The 19,538-nt window shown below is 58.3% G+C and carries 28 protein-coding genes; 11 read left to right on the forward strand and 17 right to left on the reverse strand.

Features of this window, described 5'->3' with window-relative positions:
* Positions 1 to 42 precede the first annotated feature (42 nt).
* Entirely contained in the window at positions 43 to 558 is a 516-nt protein-coding gene (locus AC2FEE_RS16415) for a hypothetical protein (RefSeq protein ID WP_496866403.1), read from the forward strand.
* A gap of 79 nt (positions 559 to 637) precedes the next feature.
* Here AC2FEE_RS16415 and AC2FEE_RS16420 read toward each other — a convergent pair whose 3' ends face one another.
* Both AC2FEE_RS16420 and AC2FEE_RS16425 read right to left on the reverse strand, forming a co-directional pair.
* Positions 638 to 1,456 carry a DUF2189 domain-containing protein gene (locus AC2FEE_RS16420; protein WP_496866404.1) on the reverse strand — a complete coding sequence of 273 codons (819 nt, stop codon included), beginning with the start codon at positions 1,454 to 1,456 and terminating at the stop codon, positions 638 to 640.
* 166 nt (positions 1,457 to 1,622) lie between these two features.
* Positions 1,623 to 2,432 carry a division plane positioning ATPase MipZ gene (locus AC2FEE_RS16425; protein WP_170328373.1) on the reverse strand — a complete coding sequence of 270 codons (810 nt, stop codon included), beginning with the start codon at positions 2,430 to 2,432 and terminating at the stop codon, positions 1,623 to 1,625.
* A 207-nt stretch (positions 2,433 to 2,639) separates the two neighbouring features.
* Here AC2FEE_RS16425 and AC2FEE_RS16430 point away from each other — a divergent pair, with 207 nt between their 5' ends.
* Both AC2FEE_RS16430 and AC2FEE_RS16435 read left to right on the forward strand, forming a co-directional pair.
* On the forward strand, positions 2,640 to 3,527 hold the full coding sequence (locus AC2FEE_RS16430) for an AEC family transporter (protein ID WP_496866405.1): 888 nt from the start codon (positions 2,640 to 2,642) through the stop codon (positions 3,525 to 3,527).
* A gap of 80 nt (positions 3,528 to 3,607) precedes the next feature.
* The gene (locus AC2FEE_RS16435; protein WP_496866406.1) at positions 3,608 to 5,203 is read left to right on the forward strand and encodes an MFS transporter; all 1,596 of its coding nucleotides are present in this window, start codon (positions 3,608 to 3,610) and stop codon (positions 5,201 to 5,203) included.
* 10 nt (positions 5,204 to 5,213) lie between these two features.
* On the opposite strand, the gene AC2FEE_RS16440 is transcribed toward AC2FEE_RS16435, so the two are convergent.
* A complete protein-coding gene (locus AC2FEE_RS16440) occupies positions 5,214 to 5,441 on the reverse strand; it encodes a hypothetical protein (RefSeq protein ID WP_496866407.1) in 228 nt (75 codons plus the stop codon).
* 301 nt (positions 5,442 to 5,742) lie between these two features.
* Between AC2FEE_RS16440 and AC2FEE_RS16445 the strand changes: the two genes are divergently transcribed.
* Positions 5,743 to 6,303: a hypothetical protein gene (locus tag AC2FEE_RS16445; RefSeq protein WP_496866408.1), complete on the forward strand. Its 561-nt coding sequence runs from the start codon at positions 5,743 to 5,745 to the stop codon at positions 6,301 to 6,303.
* Positions 6,304 to 6,396: 93 nt separating this feature from the next.
* On the opposite strand, the gene rpmE is transcribed toward AC2FEE_RS16445, so the two are convergent.
* Both rpmE and rplS read right to left on the reverse strand, forming a co-directional pair.
* A complete protein-coding gene (rpmE, locus tag AC2FEE_RS16450) occupies positions 6,397 to 6,618 on the reverse strand; it encodes a 50S ribosomal protein L31 (RefSeq protein ID WP_496866409.1) in 222 nt (73 codons plus the stop codon).
* Between the two features lie 11 nt (positions 6,619 to 6,629).
* Entirely contained in the window at positions 6,630 to 7,013 is a 384-nt protein-coding gene (rplS, locus tag AC2FEE_RS16455) for a 50S ribosomal protein L19 (protein ID WP_170328369.1), read from the reverse strand.
* 382 nt (positions 7,014 to 7,395) lie between these two features.
* On the opposite strand from rplS, the gene AC2FEE_RS16460 reads away from it, so the two are divergent.
* On the forward strand, positions 7,396 to 8,196 hold the full coding sequence (locus AC2FEE_RS16460; RefSeq protein WP_496866410.1) for a glycoside hydrolase family 25 protein: 801 nt from the start codon (positions 7,396 to 7,398) through the stop codon (positions 8,194 to 8,196).
* Here the strand turns inward: AC2FEE_RS16460 and trmD are convergent.
* The 10 genes from trmD to AC2FEE_RS16510 all read right to left on the reverse strand — a co-directional run bounded on the left by trmD (position 8,193) and on the right by AC2FEE_RS16510 (position 14,600).
* Positions 8,193 to 8,990, reverse strand: a complete 798-nt coding sequence (trmD, locus tag AC2FEE_RS16465; protein ID WP_496866411.1) for a tRNA (guanosine(37)-N1)-methyltransferase TrmD — start codon at positions 8,988 to 8,990, stop codon at positions 8,193 to 8,195. The two genes, AC2FEE_RS16460 and trmD, sit on opposite strands and share 4 nt — an antisense overlap.
* Positions 8,987 to 9,802, reverse strand: coding sequence for a hypothetical protein (locus AC2FEE_RS16470; RefSeq protein ID WP_496866412.1), 816 nt, complete (start codon positions 9,800 to 9,802; stop codon positions 8,987 to 8,989). Before AC2FEE_RS16470 ends, trmD begins: the two co-directional genes overlap by 4 nt.
* Positions 9,802 to 10,305 (reverse strand): ribosome maturation factor RimM, encoded by a 504-nt coding sequence (gene rimM / locus AC2FEE_RS16475; RefSeq protein WP_496866413.1) that lies wholly within the window; start codon positions 10,303 to 10,305, stop codon positions 9,802 to 9,804. Before rimM ends, AC2FEE_RS16470 begins: the two co-directional genes overlap by 1 nt.
* Entirely contained in the window at positions 10,298 to 10,447 is a 150-nt protein-coding gene (locus AC2FEE_RS16480; RefSeq protein ID WP_496866414.1) for a hypothetical protein, read from the reverse strand. Before AC2FEE_RS16480 ends, rimM begins: the two co-directional genes overlap by 8 nt.
* A gap of 4 nt (positions 10,448 to 10,451) precedes the next feature.
* Entirely contained in the window at positions 10,452 to 11,087 is a 636-nt protein-coding gene (gene bluB, locus AC2FEE_RS16485; RefSeq protein WP_496866415.1) for a 5,6-dimethylbenzimidazole synthase, read from the reverse strand.
* Positions 11,088 to 11,099: 12 nt separating this feature from the next.
* Entirely contained in the window at positions 11,100 to 11,480 is a 381-nt protein-coding gene (gene rpsP / locus AC2FEE_RS16490) for a 30S ribosomal protein S16 (protein WP_496866416.1), read from the reverse strand.
* Between the two features lie 42 nt (positions 11,481 to 11,522).
* On the reverse strand, positions 11,523 to 11,819 hold the full coding sequence (locus AC2FEE_RS16495) for a chorismate mutase (RefSeq protein ID WP_480594517.1): 297 nt from the start codon (positions 11,817 to 11,819) through the stop codon (positions 11,523 to 11,525).
* 34 nt (positions 11,820 to 11,853) lie between these two features.
* Positions 11,854 to 12,408 carry a GNAT family N-acetyltransferase gene (locus AC2FEE_RS16500; protein ID WP_496866417.1) on the reverse strand — a complete coding sequence of 185 codons (555 nt, stop codon included), beginning with the start codon at positions 12,406 to 12,408 and terminating at the stop codon, positions 11,854 to 11,856.
* A gap of 2 nt (positions 12,409 to 12,410) precedes the next feature.
* Positions 12,411 to 13,919 carry a signal recognition particle protein gene (gene ffh, locus AC2FEE_RS16505; protein WP_496866418.1) on the reverse strand — a complete coding sequence of 503 codons (1,509 nt, stop codon included), beginning with the start codon at positions 13,917 to 13,919 and terminating at the stop codon, positions 12,411 to 12,413.
* Between the two features lie 162 nt (positions 13,920 to 14,081).
* Positions 14,082 to 14,600 (reverse strand): hypothetical protein, encoded by a 519-nt coding sequence (locus AC2FEE_RS16510; RefSeq protein WP_496866419.1) that lies wholly within the window; start codon positions 14,598 to 14,600, stop codon positions 14,082 to 14,084.
* 88 nt (positions 14,601 to 14,688) lie between these two features.
* Here AC2FEE_RS16510 and AC2FEE_RS16515 point away from each other — a divergent pair, with 88 nt between their 5' ends.
* Positions 14,689 to 15,219, forward strand: a complete 531-nt coding sequence (locus tag AC2FEE_RS16515; protein WP_496866420.1) for a prolyl-tRNA synthetase associated domain-containing protein — start codon at positions 14,689 to 14,691, stop codon at positions 15,217 to 15,219.
* 76 nt (positions 15,220 to 15,295) lie between these two features.
* On the opposite strand, the gene AC2FEE_RS16520 is transcribed toward AC2FEE_RS16515, so the two are convergent.
* Positions 15,296 to 15,877 carry an FMN-dependent NADH-azoreductase gene (locus AC2FEE_RS16520; RefSeq protein WP_496866421.1) on the reverse strand — a complete coding sequence of 194 codons (582 nt, stop codon included), beginning with the start codon at positions 15,875 to 15,877 and terminating at the stop codon, positions 15,296 to 15,298.
* Positions 15,878 to 15,997: 120 nt separating this feature from the next.
* On the opposite strand from AC2FEE_RS16520, the gene AC2FEE_RS16525 reads away from it, so the two are divergent.
* Genes AC2FEE_RS16525 through AC2FEE_RS16540 form a run of 4 tightly spaced genes read left to right on the forward strand, consistent with a single transcriptional unit; the run spans position 15,998 to position 18,631 of the window.
* Positions 15,998 to 16,876, forward strand: coding sequence for a LysR family transcriptional regulator (locus AC2FEE_RS16525; protein ID WP_496866422.1), 879 nt, complete (start codon positions 15,998 to 16,000; stop codon positions 16,874 to 16,876).
* A gap of 26 nt (positions 16,877 to 16,902) precedes the next feature.
* Complete coding sequence (locus tag AC2FEE_RS16530) at positions 16,903 to 17,784, forward strand: DMT family transporter (RefSeq protein WP_496866484.1); 882 nt, start codon at positions 16,903 to 16,905, stop codon at positions 17,782 to 17,784.
* A gap of 58 nt (positions 17,785 to 17,842) precedes the next feature.
* Positions 17,843 to 18,127 carry a hypothetical protein gene (locus AC2FEE_RS16535; protein WP_496866423.1) on the forward strand — a complete coding sequence of 95 codons (285 nt, stop codon included), beginning with the start codon at positions 17,843 to 17,845 and terminating at the stop codon, positions 18,125 to 18,127.
* Positions 18,128 to 18,166: 39 nt separating this feature from the next.
* The gene (locus AC2FEE_RS16540) at positions 18,167 to 18,631 is read left to right on the forward strand and encodes a universal stress protein (RefSeq protein WP_496866424.1); all 465 of its coding nucleotides are present in this window, start codon (positions 18,167 to 18,169) and stop codon (positions 18,629 to 18,631) included.
* Positions 18,632 to 18,637: 6 nt separating this feature from the next.
* On the opposite strand, the gene AC2FEE_RS16545 is transcribed toward AC2FEE_RS16540, so the two are convergent.
* Complete coding sequence (locus tag AC2FEE_RS16545; protein ID WP_496866485.1) at positions 18,638 to 18,973, reverse strand: ArsR/SmtB family transcription factor; 336 nt, start codon at positions 18,971 to 18,973, stop codon at positions 18,638 to 18,640.
* Positions 18,974 to 19,204: 231 nt separating this feature from the next.
* On the opposite strand from AC2FEE_RS16545, the gene AC2FEE_RS16550 reads away from it, so the two are divergent.
* Positions 19,205 to 19,537 (forward strand): AtpZ/AtpI family protein, encoded by a 333-nt coding sequence (locus AC2FEE_RS16550; RefSeq protein WP_496866425.1) that lies wholly within the window; start codon positions 19,205 to 19,207, stop codon positions 19,535 to 19,537.
* Position 19,538: the final 1 nt, after the last annotated feature.

A 19,538-nucleotide genomic window follows, 5' to 3' on the forward strand; every position in this document is an offset into this window, starting at 1 on the left:
TGTAGATCAGCGACGCCTAGGTGAACTTGCAACCATGAAAGGTTGCAGAAGAACGTCAGTCGCCGCAACGTCGTTTCCAAAATCTTTATCTTGGGTGTTTGCGCGATGCTAAAAACAACAAAGCCGTTTGTGCTATCCTTGAGTTTTATGGCATCTGCCGTATCAGCGCAGGCTGATCCTGCTATCAATACCTTCTTTGGCTTCGATTTCATGTTGCATCCGATTGCTGTCAAGTGGGCTTGCGGAGGTCAGCAAAGTGAGGATTTGGCTGCCATTGAGGCGCTTGTCGCTGCGTTTCCCGAAGATGCAGAACGCGCCGATTTGCGGGGTATCGTTGATAGTATGTTACAGGTTTCGGAGCGCAGAGCGGGCTTGACTGAAATACTTGGCGCTGAATTGACCAGCAAACAGACGGAGCAATTGTGCGCAGCTGCGCGACCTCTTAGCCTTGTTTGGGCAACGCCAGAGCAACTGACCAACGGCGGTGAAGACACAATTGCCCCTGAATACAGTGCGGCATGGGCAGAATTCTATCGGGTCGTTGAGCACCTTCAGTAACTGCTTTTGTGCTGTCATGCTAACCGCGCGACTCCGCAAGCCCGGAGGGGCGGCCCAAGCGCTAACAGCTCGCAGAAAATCACCCCTGCACTGGGGGCACGGCCCGCTGATAGAGATGCCATGTGGCGTGGCCAAGGATCGGCAGGGTGAAGATCAGGCCCAGAAACGCCGGAACCATTGACAGCAGCATGGTGACCGAGATTATCGCCGCCCACGTCAGCATGACCACCGGGTTTTCCGAGACGACCCGGATGGACGTCAACATGGCGGAAACGAAGTTGGTTTCCCGGTCGAGCAGCATGGGCATGGCAATGACGGTCACCGTGAACAGGACTGCCGACAGAAATGCGCCGACGCAGGTGCCAATAGCAAGGAAAGTCCAGCCCTGCGGTGTGAAGATAACGGTGTTCAGAAAACCGTCAAAATCCGAGAAGGATGCGTTCTGCAGGGTGATCGCCAGCCAAAGCCGAATCTGGTAAATCCAAACCCAGAAAATGAACAGGGTGACAAAGGCCATCCAGCCCATTTCACGCTTACGCTGATTGGCCATGACGCCAAGGATTTCAGACCAGCCGAAACTCTTTCCCTTCTGCAAACGTCGGGACATCTCATAAAGCCCGGCAGCGGCGAAAGGCGCGACCAGCGGAAAACCCACAATCGCGGGAATGATCATCCAGATTTTGCCAAGCCAGACCAGGCTCCAAACAAACAGGATGCCGAACACCGCATAGAACAGCCCGAAAAAGCCGCTCATGAAGGGACGCGCGAGAAAATCGGAAAACCCGGCCTTCAGCGACGCGGTGATGTCACTCGAAGTCACCGTGTTGACTTCGGGCACGGTTTGCTGCTGCGGTGTCAGATTTTCCGGTGGTGTGGAATCTTCGGTTTTGGATGCCATGACACACTCCTCCCAAAGCACAGCGCTTCGCTGGTCCGCTTGCCGGCGGACGCAGCTGTGAAACAGGCGCATTTCCTCCGCAAACAAGTCTGCATCACGTGAGGCGCAAGGGCAAGGCGGTGGTGATTGGTCGCTGAATTGCGTGCGGCAGACTTACCGGGACTTTCTAGAAATCAATCTCTACGCCCGGAAGGTTCAGTTCTTTCATCATGTCACGCAGCTCTTGCCGCGCGGCGATGTTCGAGATGTTCAGCTGTTTGACCCCGATATCCTTGAGATCCAGCAGGGTCAGGCCGCGGGGGAACAGTTCGCGGAAGATCACTCGCTCGGAAAAGCCCGACGCGACGCGGAAGCCGATGCGCTGAGACAGCATTTCAATCGCGCGCTGCATCTTTTCCTTGTTGACCATGCGCTGCGTACCGACACGGTTGCGCACGACGACCCAGTCGATGGGTTTCAGCCCGGCCTGTGCCCGCAGCTGCCGGGCATTCCAGACCATCTCGGAATAGACCGACGGCCCGAGGATTTTCTCACCCTTAGAATCGATCCGCGCGAGCAGGTCGAAATCAATGAAACTGTCGTTCAATGGCGTGATCAGTGTGTCGGCCAGCGAATGCGCCACTTGGCTGAGGCGGGTATGCGAGCCGGGGCAGTCGATCAGGATAAAATCGCTGTCGCTTTCCAACTCGGCCACTGCGGCGGACAGGCGGTGGTCATAGATATTCTCACCGGGTTTCAGCTTGCTCGCATCGATCTCGGGCAGGTCATGGTGGCGCGGGCTGGGCAGACGTGCTTCTGAGCCGTTCATGAAGTTGCCGCGGTTTTCGAAATAGCGCCCAAGGCTGCGCTGCCTCAGGTCCAGATCCAGCGTGCTGACCTTGTGCCCCAGCCGCGCCAGTGCGGTGGCCACATGCATCGACACGGTCGATTTGCCTGCGCCGCCCTTCTCGTTCCCCACTACGATGATATGTGCCATGCTTGTATTCCCATGTCCCGCCGTGCTTGCCCACACGTTGTTGTGGGCCACTATATGTTGTGGAAAGCGGGAAGGGAAGAACCTCAGTCGGTGATAACAGGCTCTAATTTGGAAAACCAAGGCGTGGGCACGGGTTAGGCTGCGCGCTTGTCAAACAAGCTGCCCTGTTTCACAGTTCAGAGCAGTGAATTAAGATAGGGACCGGGCTTGGACCATCTGTTTCTGAACGTTTTGAATGTGGTCCTGCCCGTGCTGATTTGTGCCGGGATCGGCTATAGCTTGGCCCTGATCAAGGCGCCCTTTGACAACAAAGTGATTGGCGGGCTTGTCTCGCGCGTGGGGTATCCGACGCTGATCATTTCGCACCTGTCCACCACCAATATAGCCGTGGATACGTTTCTGGACGTGATGGCTGCTGCCGCGCTGGCGATTGCCGGGTTTGGAGTGTTGGGATTTGCCGCGTTGAAGGCGATGCGTCTGCCGGTGCGGGCGTTTTTGACGCCGCTGATGCATGGCAACGTCGGCAATATCGGTTTGCCGATTACCCTGTTGGCGCTGGGTGATGCGGGGATGGCCTATACGATGGGTTTCGTGGTTGTCGTGCTGGTCAGCATCTTCACTATCGGCATGTGGATACCGGCCGGAGAGTTTTCGCCGAAGAAAATCGCGACATCGCCGATCATCTATGCGGTGGTGATCTCTCTGATCCTGATGGTGATGGGATATTCCCTGCCTCAGCCGGTAGCCAAGTCCTTTGATATCCTCGGAGGGCTGTCGATCCCGTTGATGCTGCTGACACTGGGCCACACACTGGCAACGTTGCAGATCAATAGCCTTGGCCGGGCGTTGATACTGACTGTAATGCATCTTGCGATGGCGGTTGTGATCGCCAACGGTCTGGTCTGGGCGTTCGGCTTTACCGGGGCTGAGCGCGGCGCGGTAATCCTGTGTTGCCTGATGCCGTCTTCGGTGGCCACCTATCTGTTCATCGACCAACATGTGCCGGAATACGGGTCGGATGTGGCCGGCTTTATTCTGGTGTCGACGCTGAGTACGATTGTCGTGCTGCCGGTTGCGCTGTCCTATTGGATCTGACGCGCACCCTATGCGCAGAGTTAAAAATCGCTAAACTGCTGAATAATTGCATTAATCAACAATAGTTTGAGGGCAATTTGATGCGTGACAAGACCTCGGAAGACGTGACCCCTCAGGCCCGTGCCCGTGTGGTGTTGGCGATGACGGCAATCTGTATGATGGTCGTGGGGTTTAACACCACCGCTGTCGCCACTGTCCTGCCCAACCTCAAGGCCGAGTTTGATCTGACCCCGTCCGGGCTGCAATGGGTAATGGCGATCTATACGGTGGCCAGTGCCACGCTTGTCACCATCGTCAGCCGGCTGGGTGATATCACCGGCAAGATGGGCGTGTTTTTCTTTGGCATGATCGTTTTTGCCATCGGGTCGGCTTCGGTTCTGTTTGCGCAGGATGGGGCGATGCTGCTGTTTGGGCGCGGTGCGCAGGGAGCAGGGGCGGCGGCGCTGTTCGGGACATCTCTGTCACTGCTGACCGCCGCCACGCCGGAAGAGCAGCGCGCCAGCGTCACCGGGGCTTGGGGTGCAATCGTTGGTCTGGCCATCGGTGTCGGGCCAATCGTCGGCGGGGCCTTTGGCCACTATGTAAGTTGGCGGGCGGTTTTTGCGACCGATCTACTGTTGTTGGCCGTGGCCTTTGCTATTGGGCTGCACGTCAGCAAAAGAAAATATGTACCCGACACGCGCCTTTCGGGGGCAAAATTCGACTATCCGGGCGCAGTTGCCATCCTGTTGTTCCTCGGGCCGCTGTCCTTTGCGCTCAGCAACGGGGAAAGCGGCGGATGGGCGACTCCGCTCACGCTGGTGCCGCTGGCCGTAGCAGCAGTGGCGACCGTTGTGCTGGTGATCGTCTCACGCCGCGCCGAAGACCCGCTGATCGAACTGCGATACTTCCGCCATCCGCGTTACTTCATGGCCGCGGCGGGGATGTTCTTTACCGGTTTCACGCTGTTCTGCTTCTTTGTCTATTTCAACACTTTCGTGCAGTCACCGGATGCCTTTGGGTATTCGTCAATCGGCGCTGGGCTGGCGATCATGCCGCTAAGCCTAAGTATGTTTGTCATCTCGGTCACCGCGCCGCGGTTTCTGGCGCCCTACAGCTTTCAATGGCCGGTTGCGATTGGCCTTGGGGCAATGGGGATTGGGTTCCTGCTGCTGATGACGACCACGAACGCCACGCAATACGCAGAGATCTGGTGGAAACTGCTGATTGTAGGTATCGGCATGGGCATCTGCTTTTCGCTGCTGCCCCGCCTTGGTCTGCGCCTGCTGCCGGAAGAGCATGTGGGGCAGGGCTCGGGCGTGATTAATGCTTGCCTCTATTTCGGAGCCACCCTGGGTGCCGTGGTCGGAGGCCTTGCAGAATCCATCACCAAACGCCGTGGCCTGTCCGAGGTGATTGACGCGCTGCCCGCCGGATCAACCCAGCGCGAGGATCTGGCCCACGCGCTGACCCACGGCACGCCCAGCCAGATTCAGCAGCTGATCGCGGGGATGGACCCAACGACCGGAACGGCCCTCGCCAAAGCTCTGCGGGACTTGCAGGACAACGCATTCAACAGCGCAATGCTGGTTGCCGCGATTGCAGCACTTGTCGGAATGGCCTTGGCGTTGATGCTGCTGCGGGGACCAGTTCCGCCGGTGCACAGCGCGGCAGAATTGACGCGCAAACCGCGCTAGCCGTGTCTGCCTAACCCCCCAAATATACCCCGCCTTTTGGGCGAAAAAACACCTTCTGGTCGTGCAGCTTGCCCAGAAGATCGTGAATGCGGCGCAAGGTGTCTTCGCGGTCCGTCTGGCCGTCTTCTTCCCCATCCAATGCAGCCTGCGACAACGAGGCGACCGAGCCGCGCAACGCCGTTTCGATCAGGTCCATATCCTCGACCGACAGCTCGATCATATCATTGTACTGGGGCATTGGCGGTGTCTCCGTGGTGTCTGAATATCCGTTGTGTCAATTGTAGCATTTATTGAACCTGGGCAAAATGGCACCAGTTTTGGGGCGGTGCCAACGAGGCTTGTCTATGTGCGACCGCAGTGGATGGATGATAGATTTGTATCTGTTCGAAACAGGCCGAAGTCTCGAAAGACTAATCATTTTGAAAGAAGAGACGGCTGGGAGAGCCTTTTCCTGTCAATCGCGAGAGACTTGCAACCAAGAGTTGACGTGAGTGACGTGCGAATTAGCATCGCGAGTTAGGTTTGTTTTGGGAGTCAAAATGCGACACGCTTTGTTTTGGTTGTTTTCCTTTTTGAGCATGGGTGTGATGCCCGTCGTGGCACAGTATCACTCGAACCACAGCTATGATGACCTCCAAATCGGAACAGTCCGTGTGTTCGAGCGATCACCCGGAGGCAACTTTGAATCCCGTTTTGTCGGAAAGCGCAGCGGTCTGTATGTATTTGAGATCCATTCTGGAAATGGGAGCAGCAAGACGTACGACCGTACGATTTTCCGCAACTCCAAGGGGCAAACCGTTCGGATGGAAAGGTCCGATGGGGCGACGATAAAATACGAGCCACATAACTGCTGGTTGGTCGTCGGCGAGTGTATATACGTAGTATTTGATCGGAATGGGATACCAGGGACGTACCGCGCAATTGGCAAGGCAACGAAACGTGGATTTACTCAGAAAACGGATTATTTGAACGGATCAAAATACGACAGTTTTTCTAATATCCGGATAAAGTTTGGCGACGATGGACGAGAAACCTCGCGCCAAATTCAGCAGAACGGAAAGCGTACTCGAATTGAATTGAAGCAGGTTGTGTTGCCCTGAGAATCTTCTGGCCGCTTTGGGATTAAGCAATACCAGCTAGCACAAAAAAGGCCGCCCAAAAGGACGGCCTTTCGCATCTCAAACAAGTCAGGCTTAGAAGCCCAGACCTTCGTATTTCTTCTTGAACTTCGACACGCGGCCGCCGGCGTCCATCAGGCGCGACGAGCCACCGGTCCACGCAGGGTGCGAGGAGGGGTCGATTTCCAGGGCCAGCTGGTCGCCTTCGGCGCCCCAGGTGGATTTCATCTGAACCACGGTGCCATCGGTCATTTTGACGTCGATGAAGTGGTAGTCGGGATGGATGTCTTTTTTCATCTTTCCGCTCCTTACGCCTCGGCGCCAGCCTTGGGCTTGTAGTTGGTGACTTCGGCGATACGCGCGGATTTACCACGACGCGAGCGCAGGTAGTACAGCTTGGCGCGACGGACGCGGCCACGGCGGACTACGGTGATGCTGTCGATGTTGGTCGAATGCAGCGGGAACACACGCTCCACGCCTTCGCCAAAAGAAATCTTGCGGACGGTGAACGATCCGGCAATCCCACTGCCGCCTTTGCGGGCGATGCAGACGCCTTCATAGTTCTGCACACGGGTGCGCGACCCTTCGGTCACCTTAAAGCCGACACGGATGGTGTCACCGGCTTTGAAGTCGGGGATATCTTTCCCCAGGGCGGCAATCTGTTCCGCCTCAAGCTGTGCGATCAGGTCCATCGCATTTACTCCTATCTGCTCGTGGTTGGTCCACGAAGTTTGGGCACGGCCTGAGAGCTCTTGGTCTTCACCGGGTCCTGCGTACAGCCCGCCAGAGGTCAGATCGAATGTTCCTTTTGTCTGGTCCGCCTTGCCGCGCCGTGGCCGAAGAAAGCCGGGCGTCACGACATGTTGCAAACCAAAACACCGGAGTCGCGTCTCGCGGCACCGGATTGCGCTGCTTTACGGGGTTTGCGTTCAGGGATCAAGATAAAAACACCATGTTTTCATTGGCAGGATGGTGGGTTTTCGCCTTTTGCAAACTGCACCGTTGCCTTATCAGGCCGATCAGGCATTCTGGAGGCAATTAAAAGAGCAGAAATTTAAGAAACAGGAACCGATCATGCGTATAGCATTGATGCTGGCCGTAATGGCTTTTGCGACCTTGTCCTGCGGCCGCAGTACTCCTCCGCCCCAACAGGTCGAGGCCAAATCTTTTCTGAGTACCACATCCCCTTCGGTCATCTACCCGGCTTTTGGCGACGCCGATCCACATGACTGGGACGGGCGGCATCCCGGCCACTATCCGGTACACGGGCTGGATGTGTCGCGTTGGCAGGGGTCGATAGACTGGCGAAGGGCCAAGGCATCGGGCGTCAGTTTCGTGTTCATCAAAGCGACCGAGGGCGGTGACGTAGCCGATCCCATGTTCGACGACCATCGTCGCGGCGCACAGGCGGCGGGGGTGCCGTGGGGGGCGTATCACTATTACTATTTCTGCCGCCCGGCGCATGAACAGGCCCGATGGTTCATCAAGAATGTGCCAAAAGGGGCTGACCTGCCGCATGTGCTGGACATGGAATGGACCCCGCATTCCAGAACCTGCAGACTGCGCCCCGATGGTGCCACTGTGCGGGCCGAGGCCAAGCGGTTCCTCGACATTCTGGAGCGCCACTACGGACGCCGCCCGATTGTTTACACGACCGTGGATTTCCATGCCGACACGGACATCGACCGACTGCGCGGAACCGAGTTCTGGCTGAGGTCCGTGGCTGGGCATCCCCATCACGTCTATTCCAAATCATCCTGGCGGTTCTGGCAATATACCGGCACCGGATTGGTTCCGGGTGTGCAGGGTCGAGTGGATATCAACACGTTCAACGGCCACCCTGAGACCTGGGCGCGGTGGAAAGCTGGGGGTTAGTCCCGCGCTTTGCGGTAGAACTCCCACAGATCCGGGCGTCGTTCGCGGGTGATCTGTTCGGACATCTCGTGCCGCCAGTTGGCAATGCGCCCGTGATGACCGGACATCAGGATATCGGGGATAGGGCGGCCTTTCCACTCGGCGGGGCGGGTGTATTGCGGATGCTCCAGCAGGCCCGACGAAAAGCTCTCGTCTTCCGCCGAGGCCTGATTGCCCAGCACGCCCGGGATCAGACGAACCGTTGCGTCGATCAGCGCCTGAGCGGCGATCTCGCCGCCGGTCATGACGAAATCGCCCAAGCTGACCTCTTGAACGCCGTAGTGCTCCAGCACCCGCTCATCGACGCCTTCGAAACGGCCGCACAGCAAGGTCATACCATCACAGCGCGCCAGGTTCTGCATCATACGCTGGTCCATCCGGCGACCGCGGGGGCTCAGATAGATCAACGGCCAATTGCCCTGCACACCCGCCATCGTATGTTCGATCGCTTCCCCCAGCACATCGGCACGCAGCACCATGCCCGCGCCACCGCCTGCGGGCGTGTCATCCACATTTCGGTGCTTGCCGACGCCGAATTGGCGCAGGTCTACGGTTTCCAACTGCCAAAGACCTTCCTGCAAGGCCTTACCAGTCAGGCTTTCCCCCAGCACGCCCGGAAAGGCCGAGGGAAACAGCGTGATGATCTTGGCCTTCCACACGCCATGCAGGTCCGGCGTGGGGGTCAGAAGCTCACTCGGTTTCAGGGTTGGGCGGATCGCCTTGCGACCATGGGATTTACTGGGCTTGTCTGTCATGTCGTGTCGATCAGCGCGCCTTTGGCGCGTTCAATTGTCGCTTTCTTCTGTTTGATCAGAGCAGCCTCGTCCAGGCGCGAGCGGTTCAGATCCAACAGCTCCGCCAGAACGTCCTCGGGCAGACGACTGTTGGCCTTGGTGGGCGGCACAAGCAGTTCGGCCTTGTCGCGGGGCAAGCCCAGATACTCGGCAAACGGGGTGCCGGGGCCATAGCGGCGCAGATGCAGTTCTTCAAGCCATTCGTCAACAACAGTAACCGACGGCAGCCGTTCCCGGATCTGATCTACCGTGTCCTGCAAGGGCGGCAGATGATCCAGATTCGATCGAAAGGTATCAAAGTCGTGAACCTGGCGTATACGCTCCAGATCATGTGCCCAAAGGCTGCGCAGCCAGCCGCCGCGTTGGCGTAGGGACAGGTAGATCGTGATCTCTACCTCTTGACCGAAAAAGCGATGGCGGATTGCATCCACCAGACAGGCTGCAAGCTCAGGTGCGGCTGCGTAACCGTTTTCGGTATTGCGGCTGGGGCGCCGACCGGCGAAGTTTTCTTCGCTGAGGATCAGCCCGCGCTTGTCGCCGAAATCCAGCGTCTCCAGAAATTCACGCACTTGGGTTCCGAACTCGGACAAGGTGCCGACGGTGCCGTAAATCGAGTGATTGGTTGCCGCCCGCGACAGACCGGACTTGCGGGTGCGATAGGGTAGCACCAGCGCAAAGTGCGGCCAGATCAACTCGCGATTGCCATAAAGAAAAGACTGTGCCGCCGTGGTTCCGGTTTTGTGAAGGCCTAGATGCAGCAGGACGCGGCGCATCAGATCAGGCCTTCAGGCGGATCGGCGATGATGCGCCCCTTGTCCAGATCGACGGTTGGAACCGCCTCAAGTGTGAAAGGCAGCAGTACGGTGGCATTCAGGCCCGGCCCATGCAGCTCCAACAGGTCGGCCGCACCGTGGTTCTGAACCGATTTGACCCGGCCCAGCAGCGTGCCGCCGGTATCATAAACCTCAAGCCCGATCAGATCGGTGTGGTAGAACTCGTCATCCGGAAGTGAAGGCAGTTGATCGCGCCGGGCAAACAGACGCAGCCCCTTCAGCGCGTCTGCCTCTTCCTTGGTCTCAACTCCGCCAAGACGCGCGGCAAATCCGTTCTTGATCGTGCGCGTCAGAACCAGCGGATAGCGGTCCACGCCGGTTTCATCCGTCAGAGGCGAGTAAGCCTCGATATCTTCCGGGATCGCGCAATAGCTTTTCAGGCGCACTTCGCCGCGCACACCGTACGAGCCCGCAATGCTGCCCACGCAGATCAGATCACTCATTTGGGTTGTCCACTGTCACACATAGCCCATCCTGCCAGTCCCCCCGCGCGGCGCAGGCCTCGCGTTGGTTACTGCGTTCAAAGAACACGCCCACAATAAATGCGATCAACAACAGGATGGGAAGCCGTATCAACCCGAACATCTGCCTATCGCACCTCGATGGGCAGGGTGTCGTAACGGGATTCCCAGCCTATAGTTTCCAGCTCGGGCGTATCAGACAGCTCTTCCGGCCAACCGACGCAGAAATAGCCGATCAGGCGCCAGCCATCCGGAACATTCAGGTCACGGGTCATCTTGTTGGGGTCCAGAATGGATACCCAACCCAGGCCCAGCCCTTGGGTTCGCAGGGCCAACCAGAACAGCGTGATAGCAGAAACGACGGAATAGCGCCGCGCCTCGGGCATCGTACCCGCGCCGAGACCTTGCCCCTTGTCGGTGGTATCGTCGCAAAACACCGCCAATTGCACCGGGGCTTCCTGCATCCCCGACAGCTTCAGACCGCTGTAGATTTGCGCTTTCTCGCCGGAATACCCGGCCAGGGACTCAGCATTTGCAGCTTGGAAATTCTTCAGCGCCGCTGCCCGCGCGACCTCGCTTTCGACGCGGATCACGCGCCAGGGTTCACTCAGCCCCACCGAAGGAGCCAAGCGAAATGCGTCGAGGCAGCGCGTCAGCACTGCCTCGTCCACGGGATCGGTGCGAAACCGGCGCACATCACGCCGGAGCCGCATCAGCAGATCGAACTGCGTGCGAAAATCGTCGCTGAAAGTTTGATCCTGCACGCGCTCGCCTGCTTACTCTTCTGCGGTTGCTTCTTCTGCCGGTGCAGCGGCAGCTTCAGCGGCTTTTGCAGCTTTTTCTTCCGCGCGTTCCTGAGCTTTCTTGCCTGGGGCGCCCTTGTTGGGGTTGTTGCGATCGGCTTTTTCACGGGTGCCGGCAGCTTCCAGCATACGTGCGATACGGTCGGTGGGCTGAGCGCCCTGGTCCAGCCAGTACTGAACGCGTTCCATGTTCATTTTCACGCGCTCTTCGCTGTCTTTCGGCAGCAGCGGGTTGTAGGTGCCCAGTTTCTCGATGAAACGGCCGTCGCGGGGCATGCGGCTGTCAGCAGCCACGATGCGGTAGAAGGGACGTTTTTTCGAGCCGCCGCGGGCGAGACGAATTTTCATTGCCATGGTGGTATCTCCTTTGGATGGCGTTTACCGGGAATTGCCCGGTTAGTTCTGGTGTTTCTTATGGTGTCGGATGACTTCCTGAATGATGAAATTCAGGAAAGCCTTGGCAAAGTCAGGGTCCAGATTGGCCTGTTTCGCCAGGTCTTCTAACCGTGCGATCTGCGCAGCCTCGCGCGAGGGATCGGACGGGGGAAGGTCGTGTTCGGCTTTGAGCTTGCCAACGGCCTGCGTGTGCTTGAACCGCTCGCCCAACGTGTAGACAAGGATCGCGTCCAGTCGATCGATGCTTTCGCGGTGCTCTTTCAACAGCGCGGCGGCCCGCGTCACGGGGTTGGTCATTGGCCGGTCCTCTCAGCGGTCAAAGCGGTGTGGGTCATGCGTAGGCCTCCATGCCGCCATTCACCAGATCGGCGGGGGCAGGGTGACGCCAGATTTCAGTGGTGCCGAATTTGGGGTGTTCGTAATGATAATCGAGCTTGGCGCCCAACCGCTCGGCAACGGCTTTGCTTGCGTCGTTGTCAGGGTCGATCAGCGAGATTGCGGTTTCCCAACCCAGCACGTCATAGGCATGCGCGCGTGCGGCTAACGCGGCCTCAGTCGCGTAACCTTTGCCCGTGGCATAATTCATCAGCGTCCAGCCAACCTCGGACTCGGGCCAGCCCTCAGGGAACCACAGGCCGACACGGCCAACATAGGTGCCGGTGTCTTTTTCCTCGACGCCCCAAAAGCCAAAACCCCGAATGGCCCAATGGCCAAGCAGCATGGCAATGGATCGCCATGTCTCGTCCCGACGCAGCGGACCGCCAACATATTTGGCAGCGTCCGAGGCAAAAAATTCTGCCTCAGCGTCAAGATCAGCCACAGACGGTGCACGCATGATCAGACGCTCGGTCTCAAGCCGGGGGATATGAGGTTCAAGGGCTGACATGATTACTTCTTCTTGCCAAACCCGCTGAGTCCCGGGGGCAGACCCATGCCACCACCCATACCGGGCATGCCGCCGGGCATCTTTCCACCCATGGCTTTGGCTGCCTGTTCCAGTGCCTTGGGGTCCATGCCAGCGGCCATTTCTTCGGGGCTGGGGCCACCTTTGCCGAACATGCCCTTCATGGCCTGTTTCAGCATCTTGCCTTTACCCATCTTACCCATCTTTTTCATCATGTCCGACATCTGCCGGTGCATTTTGATCAGTTTGTTGAGGTCGCTGACCTCCATTCCAGAACCGGCTGCGATACGTTTCTTGCGGCTCGCCTGCAGCAGTTGCGGGTTGGCGCGTTCGCGTTTGGTCATGGACTGGATCATGGCGATCTGCTGGCGCAAGATCTTGTCGTCCAAACCCGCCTGATCCATCTGCTTGGCCATCTTGTTCATGCCCGGCATCATGCCCATCATGCCCTGCATGCCGCCCATCTGGATCATCTGCTCCAGCTGCATCTTCAGGTCGTTCATGTTGAACTGACCTTTGACCATGCGCTTCATCATGCGCTCGGTCTGTTCCATCTCCATCGTTTCCTGGGCTTTTTCGACCAGGGCAACGATGTCACCCATGCCCAGAATTCGTCCTGCAATCCGGTCCGGCTCGAAGGTCTCAAGCGCGTCCATCTTTTCGCCCAGACCGACAAAGCGGATCGGCTTGCCGGTGACCGCACGCATCGACAGCGCCGCACCACCACGCCCGTCGCCGTCCATCCGGGTCAGGACCACGCCCGAGATGCCAACCTTGGCGTCGAACTCTTCAGCCACCTCGACCGCGACCTGACCGGTCAGGCCATCGACGACCAGAAGGGTCTCGCGCGGGTCTACCGCGTTGCGGACCTGCTCGACCTCGTCCATCAACACTTCGTCGATATGCAAACGGCCTGCGGTATCCAGCATGTAGACGTCATAGCCACCCAAGGTGGCCTGCTGCTTGGCGCGCTTGGCGATATCAACGGGCTTCTGGCCCGGTACGATCGGCAGGGTGTCCACGCCAACCTGAGTGCCCAAGACTGCCAGCTGGTCCATCGCCGCCGGGCGATAGACGTCAAGTGAGGCCATCAGGACCTTCTTGCCCTCTTTCTCTTTCAGGCGCTTTGCCAGCTTACCGGTGGTTGTCGTTTTACCCGAGCCCTGCAGACCGACCATCAGGATCGGCGCCGGCGGGTTATCGATTTTCAGCGCGCCGGGGTCTTCCTCGCCGCGTAGCGTGTCGACCAGAGCGTCATGGACGATCTTGACGACCTGCTGGCCGGGTGTGATGGACTTGGTGACAGCCTGACCGGTCGCCTGTTCCTGCACCTTTTTGACGAATTCACGCGCCACCGGCAGCGAGACGTCGGCCTCAAGCAGTGCAACCCGTACTTCACGCAGGGCGGTCTTGACGTCTTCCTCGGACAGCGCGCCCTGTTTGGTCAACCGGTCAAAGACGCCAGAGAGGCGTTCGGATAGATTTTCAAACATGCCTTCGGCCTCCTTAGCCGGTTATCCTGTGGCCCTTCCTAGTTAGGAAACGCCGGTTAAATGCACAATTGCCCCCACGGGCGAAACTCGCTGGTGGGGGGCGATCCCTGAACGACTCAAGGGACCGGAAGATCAGACGCTTCCGGATGTTTGGAGGGGGATTTAGGCGGATTGGCTGTCAGTGTCAACCTTGCGCGCCGGAAGCCAGTCATTGACGGCATCGACCATCCGGTGCGACCCGTGCCCGCTGACATAGGCTTCGACAATCGGGTGGCGACCGGCGCTCATGCCTTTGTCCAGAACCAATACGGGGCGGTGGACGCTGGCAGAGCCTTTGCCGTTGGCCGAGCTCGTGGTTTCAACCTCAGCGTGGGACAGGTTTGAAAGCACATGCTCGACAGTATCGTAGCCAAAGACAGATTGGCGGCGGATCAGAATGCTGTCGTCGCGACGGTCCAATATGATCTGCACGCGGCGGACAAACGCGCAGAAGGCGCCAAAACCCATCCCGCCGCCGATTAGAGCAAAGAAGATACCGAACAAGATTCCCTCGCCGCCTTCGCTGGCCATGAACATGCCCGCGCCTACAAAGGCGAGAATGAAGAAGACCAGCATGATGCCGATCAGCCAGGGTGTGTTGGACAGGATCAGTTGATCCGGAGTATTACGCGTGATTTTCATGGCGACACGCTAGCATTGTACTCAGAGACTGTCGTGGCTTGAAATTACCCTCATGTTGCGCGATGAGCGCGCCAAACAGGAGGTTTCCATGGACGCATCATCCGCCTTTCAGGATACTTTGCCGCTCAGCTCTGACGCGTTGCTTGCGCAATTGGACGAATGGGGTCTGACTTATCGTCTGCACACGCATATCCCCCTGCGTACCGTAGAGGACGCCAAGGGCGTCGAAGAGCAATTCTTGGTACCAGGAGAAAACACCCTGCGGCTCAAGAATCTGTACCTACGAGATAAGAAAAAGCGGAACTATCTGGTGACGCTGGAGCAAAGTCGCGAGATCGACCTTAAGGCGTTGGGGGCAGAACTGGGTGTCGGCAATCTGTCCTTTGGGTCTTCGGACCGGTTGCTGCAGCACCTCGGTATCAGGCCTGGCGCGGTTAGTCCGCTGGCGATGATCAACGGGGTGCAGAATGATGTGCGATTCTTCATGGACAGCGCGGCACAGCAGGCGGATGTCATCAACATGCACCCGCTGGTCAATGACCGCACTGTTGCGATGGCACGGACCGATCTGATGGCGTTCTTCGACCGCATTGGTTGCGAAGTGAACTGGTTGCCCTGATCCAGCGCCGCAGTAGAAATGCGCCCAGCCTTTGCAATAGCAGGCCGGGCGCGCAGGTTGCCAATGTCGAATGCGATCAGGCCGCCAGTTCCAATACGGCTTTCTGTGCGTTGGCCAGCGTGGCTTCAGCGTCCAGAGCCATCTGGTCGGCGGCAACAACATCCACATCATGAATGCCGATAAAGCTCAGCACATGTTTGGCGTAGTCGGTGGCAAAATCGATCTCGGACCCGACGGCGGTACCGCCCGAAGCAATGGCCAAAACCGCGCGTTTGCCTTCCAGCAGGCCTTTAGGGCCGTTTTCTGTGTAGGAAAAGGTCAGACCAGCGCGCGCAACCAGATCAATCCAGGCTTTGAAAGCAGCCGGTACAGAGAAATTGTATATTGGCAGACCGACGACAATTGTATCGGCCTCTTGCAGTTCGTTCACCAGCGTGTCGGACAGCGCCAGTTGGTCGCGCTGAGTCTCATCCCGTTGATCTGCGGGGGTGAAGTTGGCATTGATCCAGTCTTCGGTCAGCAAGGGCAGGGGGCTTGCCAGATCACGGCGGATGATGCGCGCGGCACCCAGGTGTTTGACGATGCGGTCGGACAAGTCTCGGGTGGCAGACCCGGCGCGGCGGGCCGAGGCGTCGATATGCAGGATGGTTTTGGTCATTTTACTTGGTCCTTGTGGATAGGGATTTCTCGTCTGGTCCCAATATGGATGTTGCGTACGTGAACAAAACTCGGATACATCAACAGTTGATGTTAGAAATTGCACAGTTGTGGTGATGCCGTGGACAATTGGGACGAAGTAAGAACCGCCTATCAAGTAGCTCGCATGGGCACCGTCAGCGGCGCGGCCGAGGTGCTGGGTGTGCACCATGCGACGGTGATCCGACACATCGATGCGATTGAGGCGCGGTTGGGCACCAAGCTGTTCCAGCGCCACGCGCGCGGCTACACCCCTACCGAGGCCGGAGAAGACCTGTTGCGCGTGGCGCAGGCGACCGAAGATCAGTTCAACCAACTGGTCGGGCGGATGAAGGGGCGTGGCGATGACGTCTCGGGTGAATTGGTCGTGACATCTCTGTCCTCATTGGCGCCCCTCGTAGTGCCGGTGCTCAGCGAATTCCAACGCCTGCATCCGGGTCTGATCGTGCGCTACCTGACCGGAGATCGCCTGTTCCGTCTGGAATACGGTGAAGCTCACGTGGCTATTCGCGCGGGTTCGGCTCCGGATCAACCGGACAATGTGGTGCAACCGTTCATCACGCAAGAGATCGGCTTATACGCCAGCAAGGATTACGTGGATCGCCATGGGACGCCCTCCAGCGTCGAGGACTTCAGCAACCATCAATTCGTCAGTACCGACGACGAAAACAGCCGCGCGCCGTTTTCCCGGTGGTTGCGCGCGACAGTACCCGCAGAGAACATCACCTTTCGCTGCACCAACAATTTCTGTATCCGCGAGGCGGTTTTGTCCGGTGCCGGGATCGGCTTCATGGCCCGCTGGGAAGCGGCCCGTGACCCCAATCTGATCGAAGTGGTCGACCCGCTGCCAGAGTGGTTCGGGAACCTGTGGCTGGTGACCCATGTGGACCTGCACCGCACAACCAAGGTTCAGAGTTTTCTGACATATCTGAAGGAACAATCCAAAGGCTGGCTGGCGTGAGCTCTCAGACGCAGGGTCATCTGGCCATGCTTGTGTTCTCGGCGTTGGTGGCCGGCAGCTTTTCTCTGGGCTCGCTGGTTGCCAATCAGATCGCACCCGAGGCGATCACGGCGGCGCGCTTCCTGATTGCCTCGGTGGTGATCGGTATTGCGGCGCTGATGACCACTGGCTTGCCGCGTAGTGCAGCACAGGCACCGTGGCGCTACCTGGTGCTGGGCGGGCTGTTTGCCAGCTATTTTGTTCTGATGTTCTACGGCCTGAAAACCGCCCCCCCGGTCAGCGCAGCTGCCGTGTTCACGCTGACACCAGTGATGTCAGCGGTGGCGGGCTGGGTGTTGTTGCGGCAGGTCACGACGCCCCGGATGGCCTTGGCCCTTGCGGTGGGCGCGGTGGGTGCGCTTTGGGTCATTTTCCGCGCGGATTGGCAGGTTTTTACCGCGTTCCAGATCGGAGGCGGCGAGATTATCTATTTCTGGGGCTGCGTGGCGCATGCGGTTTACACGCCGATGGTGCGCAAGTTGAACCGGGGCGAACCGGCGGTGGTGTTCACCTTTGGCACCCTCTTGGCGGGCTGCGTTCTGCTGACGCTCTATGGTTGGTCCGACATTCGGGCGACCGATTGGACCAACCTGCCGCTGATCGTCTGGGTGGGGCTGTTCTATGTCTCGATATTTGCCACCGCGGCCAGCTTTGTACTGGTGCAGTTTGCAACGCTGCGGCTGCCTTCGGCCAAGGTGATGGCCTATACCTATCTGACGCCCAGTTGGGTAATCCTGTGGGAAATCGCGCTGGGTCAGCAGCCGCCTCCACTGCTGATTGTTGTCGGGGCAATCCTGACCATCGTCGCGCTTGTGCTGCTGCTGAAAGCCGAAGAACAGCGCCGCACAACGAACCCGATGCCGGAATGAAACTTGCTTTCCCCCAAAAATGTGCCAGCGTCGGACGCAGGCAGCATGTAGGCACGAGATGACGAAACCAGCATTCTTCTTGATCACCGTGGCAGGATTGGCTGCCTGTACTCCGCCGGGACCCGGTACCACGGTTTCAGAAGCGGATCTGCACGGCAGTTGCGAAGCGCTTGTTTCGGCTGAAACAGGGGTGAGACCCGAAGATGTTTCTGCGGTTTCCACCCAGAAAGATCCTACGGGCTCCGTAACGACGGTGTCTGTGGTCGGTGCGCAGGCACCGTGGCTTTGTCGGGCGGACCCGTTCGGAGTCATCACCGGTGTGGAATACAGTCAGGAGGGTTAGCCCGCATTCTGTGTTCCGTCCCGCCGTTGAGGCAGATCAATGTCGATACATGCGAATATCCTTATGCTTTTGGCTGAGGAGGAATTCGCCATGTACACTCACATCATGTTCCCTGTTGATCTGCATCTTCCGCCAGAGGTTCGCAAAGCTGCCGATGTTGCGGCTGAGGTTGCCAAGTGGCAGGGAGCCAAGATTACAGTTGTCAGCGTAACAGGAATCCAGCCGGGAGATCCGGTTCAGACGGACGCAAAGATCAATGAAAACCTGCGCGCTTTCGCTGACCAACTCGCCAAGAACAGCGGAACGGAAGTCGCATGTCGAAATATCCATTCCGTCGATGTCGCGGCTGAGGTCGATGGTGATTTAGCTCGCGCTGCCGAGGAAATCGGTGCCGATCTGATTGTCGCGGGCACCCATGCGCCGCGGATCACGGACTATATCTTTTCAAGTCATGCCGGATATCTGGCCAATCACGCCAAGGTTTCAGTCTTTGTGGTGCGTTAGGTCCGGCTAGGGCTCCTCGACTGCGGGCAGCTCGGTTTCCAGAAACCGCTCGAAGGCATCCAGATTGACCGGTTCGAACTGCCCGAACCCCTGCATCCAGACAGACGCCGCACGCAGGGCGTCGGGTTCCAGCTTGCACCATTTCACCCGTCCGCGTTTCTCCTGACTGATCAGCCCGGCCTTGGTCAGGATGACCAGATGCTTCGAGATTGCGGCCAGCGACATCTCGAACGGTTCGGCCACATCGGTCACGGCCATGTCATCCTCTAACAGCATCGCTAGGATGGTGCGGCGCGTGGGGTCGGCAAGGGCTGCGAATACGGTGTCGAGATCATTGGACATGCCTTGGCTGAACCACAGCGCCCGGGTTTGGTCAACCATTTGGTTGAATATGCGGATTCAATGCATTTGAAATCAAGCGAAAGGGTGGGGTGGTTCACTGTTGTGTCGCGTTTGGAAAAAAATATATAAAAAACAATAGCTTAACATGCGGCAATTCGAGCGCTCAACGTCGTTGACTCTGCGCCCTCCGCCCCTTAGCACCCTACCCAAGAATGTGCGAGGGAAATGCCCGTGACCGATGATGACCAAAAGCAGCGTATGGCGCAGCTGGAGGCCAAGATCGAAGCGGCGAAAAAGGCCAAGGCGCCGAAACCCCGTGCAGACGCTGACGTCTCGGGCGGCGAGCTTGCCTGGAGGATGGTCATAGAAATGGTATCCGGTCTGGGGATCGGATTTGGCATCGGATACGGGCTGGACAGCCTGCTCGGGACGATCCCGATCTTTCTGGTGCTGTTTACATTGCTGGGCCTTATCGCGGGCGTGAAGGTTATGCTCCGCAGCGCGAAAGAGGTTCAAGAGAAACAAACGGCGGCAAACGCGGCCGAGAAGGACGAGAGGGACTGAA

The sequence above is a fragment of the Ruegeria sp. YTSC199 genome (assembly GCF_059609725.1).

Excerpts from the sequence above, each read along its gene's own strand:
- AC2FEE_RS16420 (WP_496866404.1), bottom strand. The coding sequence starts at position 1,456 with ATGGCATCCAAAACCGAAGATTCCACACCACCGGAAAATCTGACACCG.
- AC2FEE_RS16425 (WP_170328373.1), bottom strand. The coding sequence starts at position 2,432 with ATGGCACATATCATCGTAGTGGGGAACGAGAAGGGCGGCGCAGGCAAA.
- AC2FEE_RS16435 (WP_496866406.1), top strand. The coding sequence starts at position 3,608 with ATGCGTGACAAGACCTCGGAAGACGTGACCCCTCAGGCCCGTGCCCGT.
- AC2FEE_RS16440 (WP_496866407.1), bottom strand. The coding sequence starts at position 5,441 with ATGCCCCAGTACAATGATATGATCGAGCTGTCGGTCGAGGATATGGAC.
- AC2FEE_RS16445 (WP_496866408.1), top strand. The coding sequence starts at position 5,743 with ATGCGACACGCTTTGTTTTGGTTGTTTTCCTTTTTGAGCATGGGTGTG.
- rpmE (WP_496866409.1), bottom strand. The coding sequence starts at position 6,618 with ATGAAAAAAGACATCCATCCCGACTACCACTTCATCGACGTCAAAATG.
- rplS (WP_170328369.1), bottom strand. The coding sequence starts at position 7,013 with ATGGACCTGATCGCACAGCTTGAGGCGGAACAGATTGCCGCCCTGGGG.
- AC2FEE_RS16460 (WP_496866410.1), top strand. The coding sequence starts at position 7,396 with ATGCGTATAGCATTGATGCTGGCCGTAATGGCTTTTGCGACCTTGTCC.
- trmD (WP_496866411.1), bottom strand. The coding sequence starts at position 8,990 with ATGACAGACAAGCCCAGTAAATCCCATGGTCGCAAGGCGATCCGCCCA.
- AC2FEE_RS16470 (WP_496866412.1), bottom strand. The coding sequence starts at position 9,802 with ATGCGCCGCGTCCTGCTGCATCTAGGCCTTCACAAAACCGGAACCACG.
- rimM (WP_496866413.1), bottom strand. The coding sequence starts at position 10,305 with ATGAGTGATCTGATCTGCGTGGGCAGCATTGCGGGCTCGTACGGTGTG.
- AC2FEE_RS16480 (WP_496866414.1), bottom strand. The coding sequence starts at position 10,447 with ATGTTCGGGTTGATACGGCTTCCCATCCTGTTGTTGATCGCATTTATT.
- rpsP (WP_496866416.1), bottom strand. The coding sequence starts at position 11,480 with ATGGCAATGAAAATTCGTCTCGCCCGCGGCGGCTCGAAAAAACGTCCC.
- AC2FEE_RS16495 (WP_480594517.1), bottom strand. The coding sequence starts at position 11,819 with ATGACCAACCCCGTGACGCGGGCCGCCGCGCTGTTGAAAGAGCACCGC.
- AC2FEE_RS16500 (WP_496866417.1), bottom strand. The coding sequence starts at position 12,408 with ATGTCAGCCCTTGAACCTCATATCCCCCGGCTTGAGACCGAGCGTCTG.
- ffh (WP_496866418.1), bottom strand. The coding sequence starts at position 13,919 with ATGTTTGAAAATCTATCCGAACGCCTCTCTGGCGTCTTTGACCGGTTG.
- AC2FEE_RS16510 (WP_496866419.1), bottom strand. The coding sequence starts at position 14,600 with ATGAAAATCACGCGTAATACTCCGGATCAACTGATCCTGTCCAACACA.
- AC2FEE_RS16515 (WP_496866420.1), top strand. The coding sequence starts at position 14,689 with ATGGACGCATCATCCGCCTTTCAGGATACTTTGCCGCTCAGCTCTGAC.
- AC2FEE_RS16520 (WP_496866421.1), bottom strand. The coding sequence starts at position 15,877 with ATGACCAAAACCATCCTGCATATCGACGCCTCGGCCCGCCGCGCCGGG.
- AC2FEE_RS16530 (WP_496866484.1), top strand. The coding sequence starts at position 16,903 with ATGCTTGTGTTCTCGGCGTTGGTGGCCGGCAGCTTTTCTCTGGGCTCG.
- AC2FEE_RS16535 (WP_496866423.1), top strand. The coding sequence starts at position 17,843 with ATGACGAAACCAGCATTCTTCTTGATCACCGTGGCAGGATTGGCTGCC.
- AC2FEE_RS16540 (WP_496866424.1), top strand. The coding sequence starts at position 18,167 with ATGTCGATACATGCGAATATCCTTATGCTTTTGGCTGAGGAGGAATTC.
- AC2FEE_RS16545 (WP_496866485.1), bottom strand. The coding sequence starts at position 18,973 with ATGTCCAATGATCTCGACACCGTATTCGCAGCCCTTGCCGACCCCACG.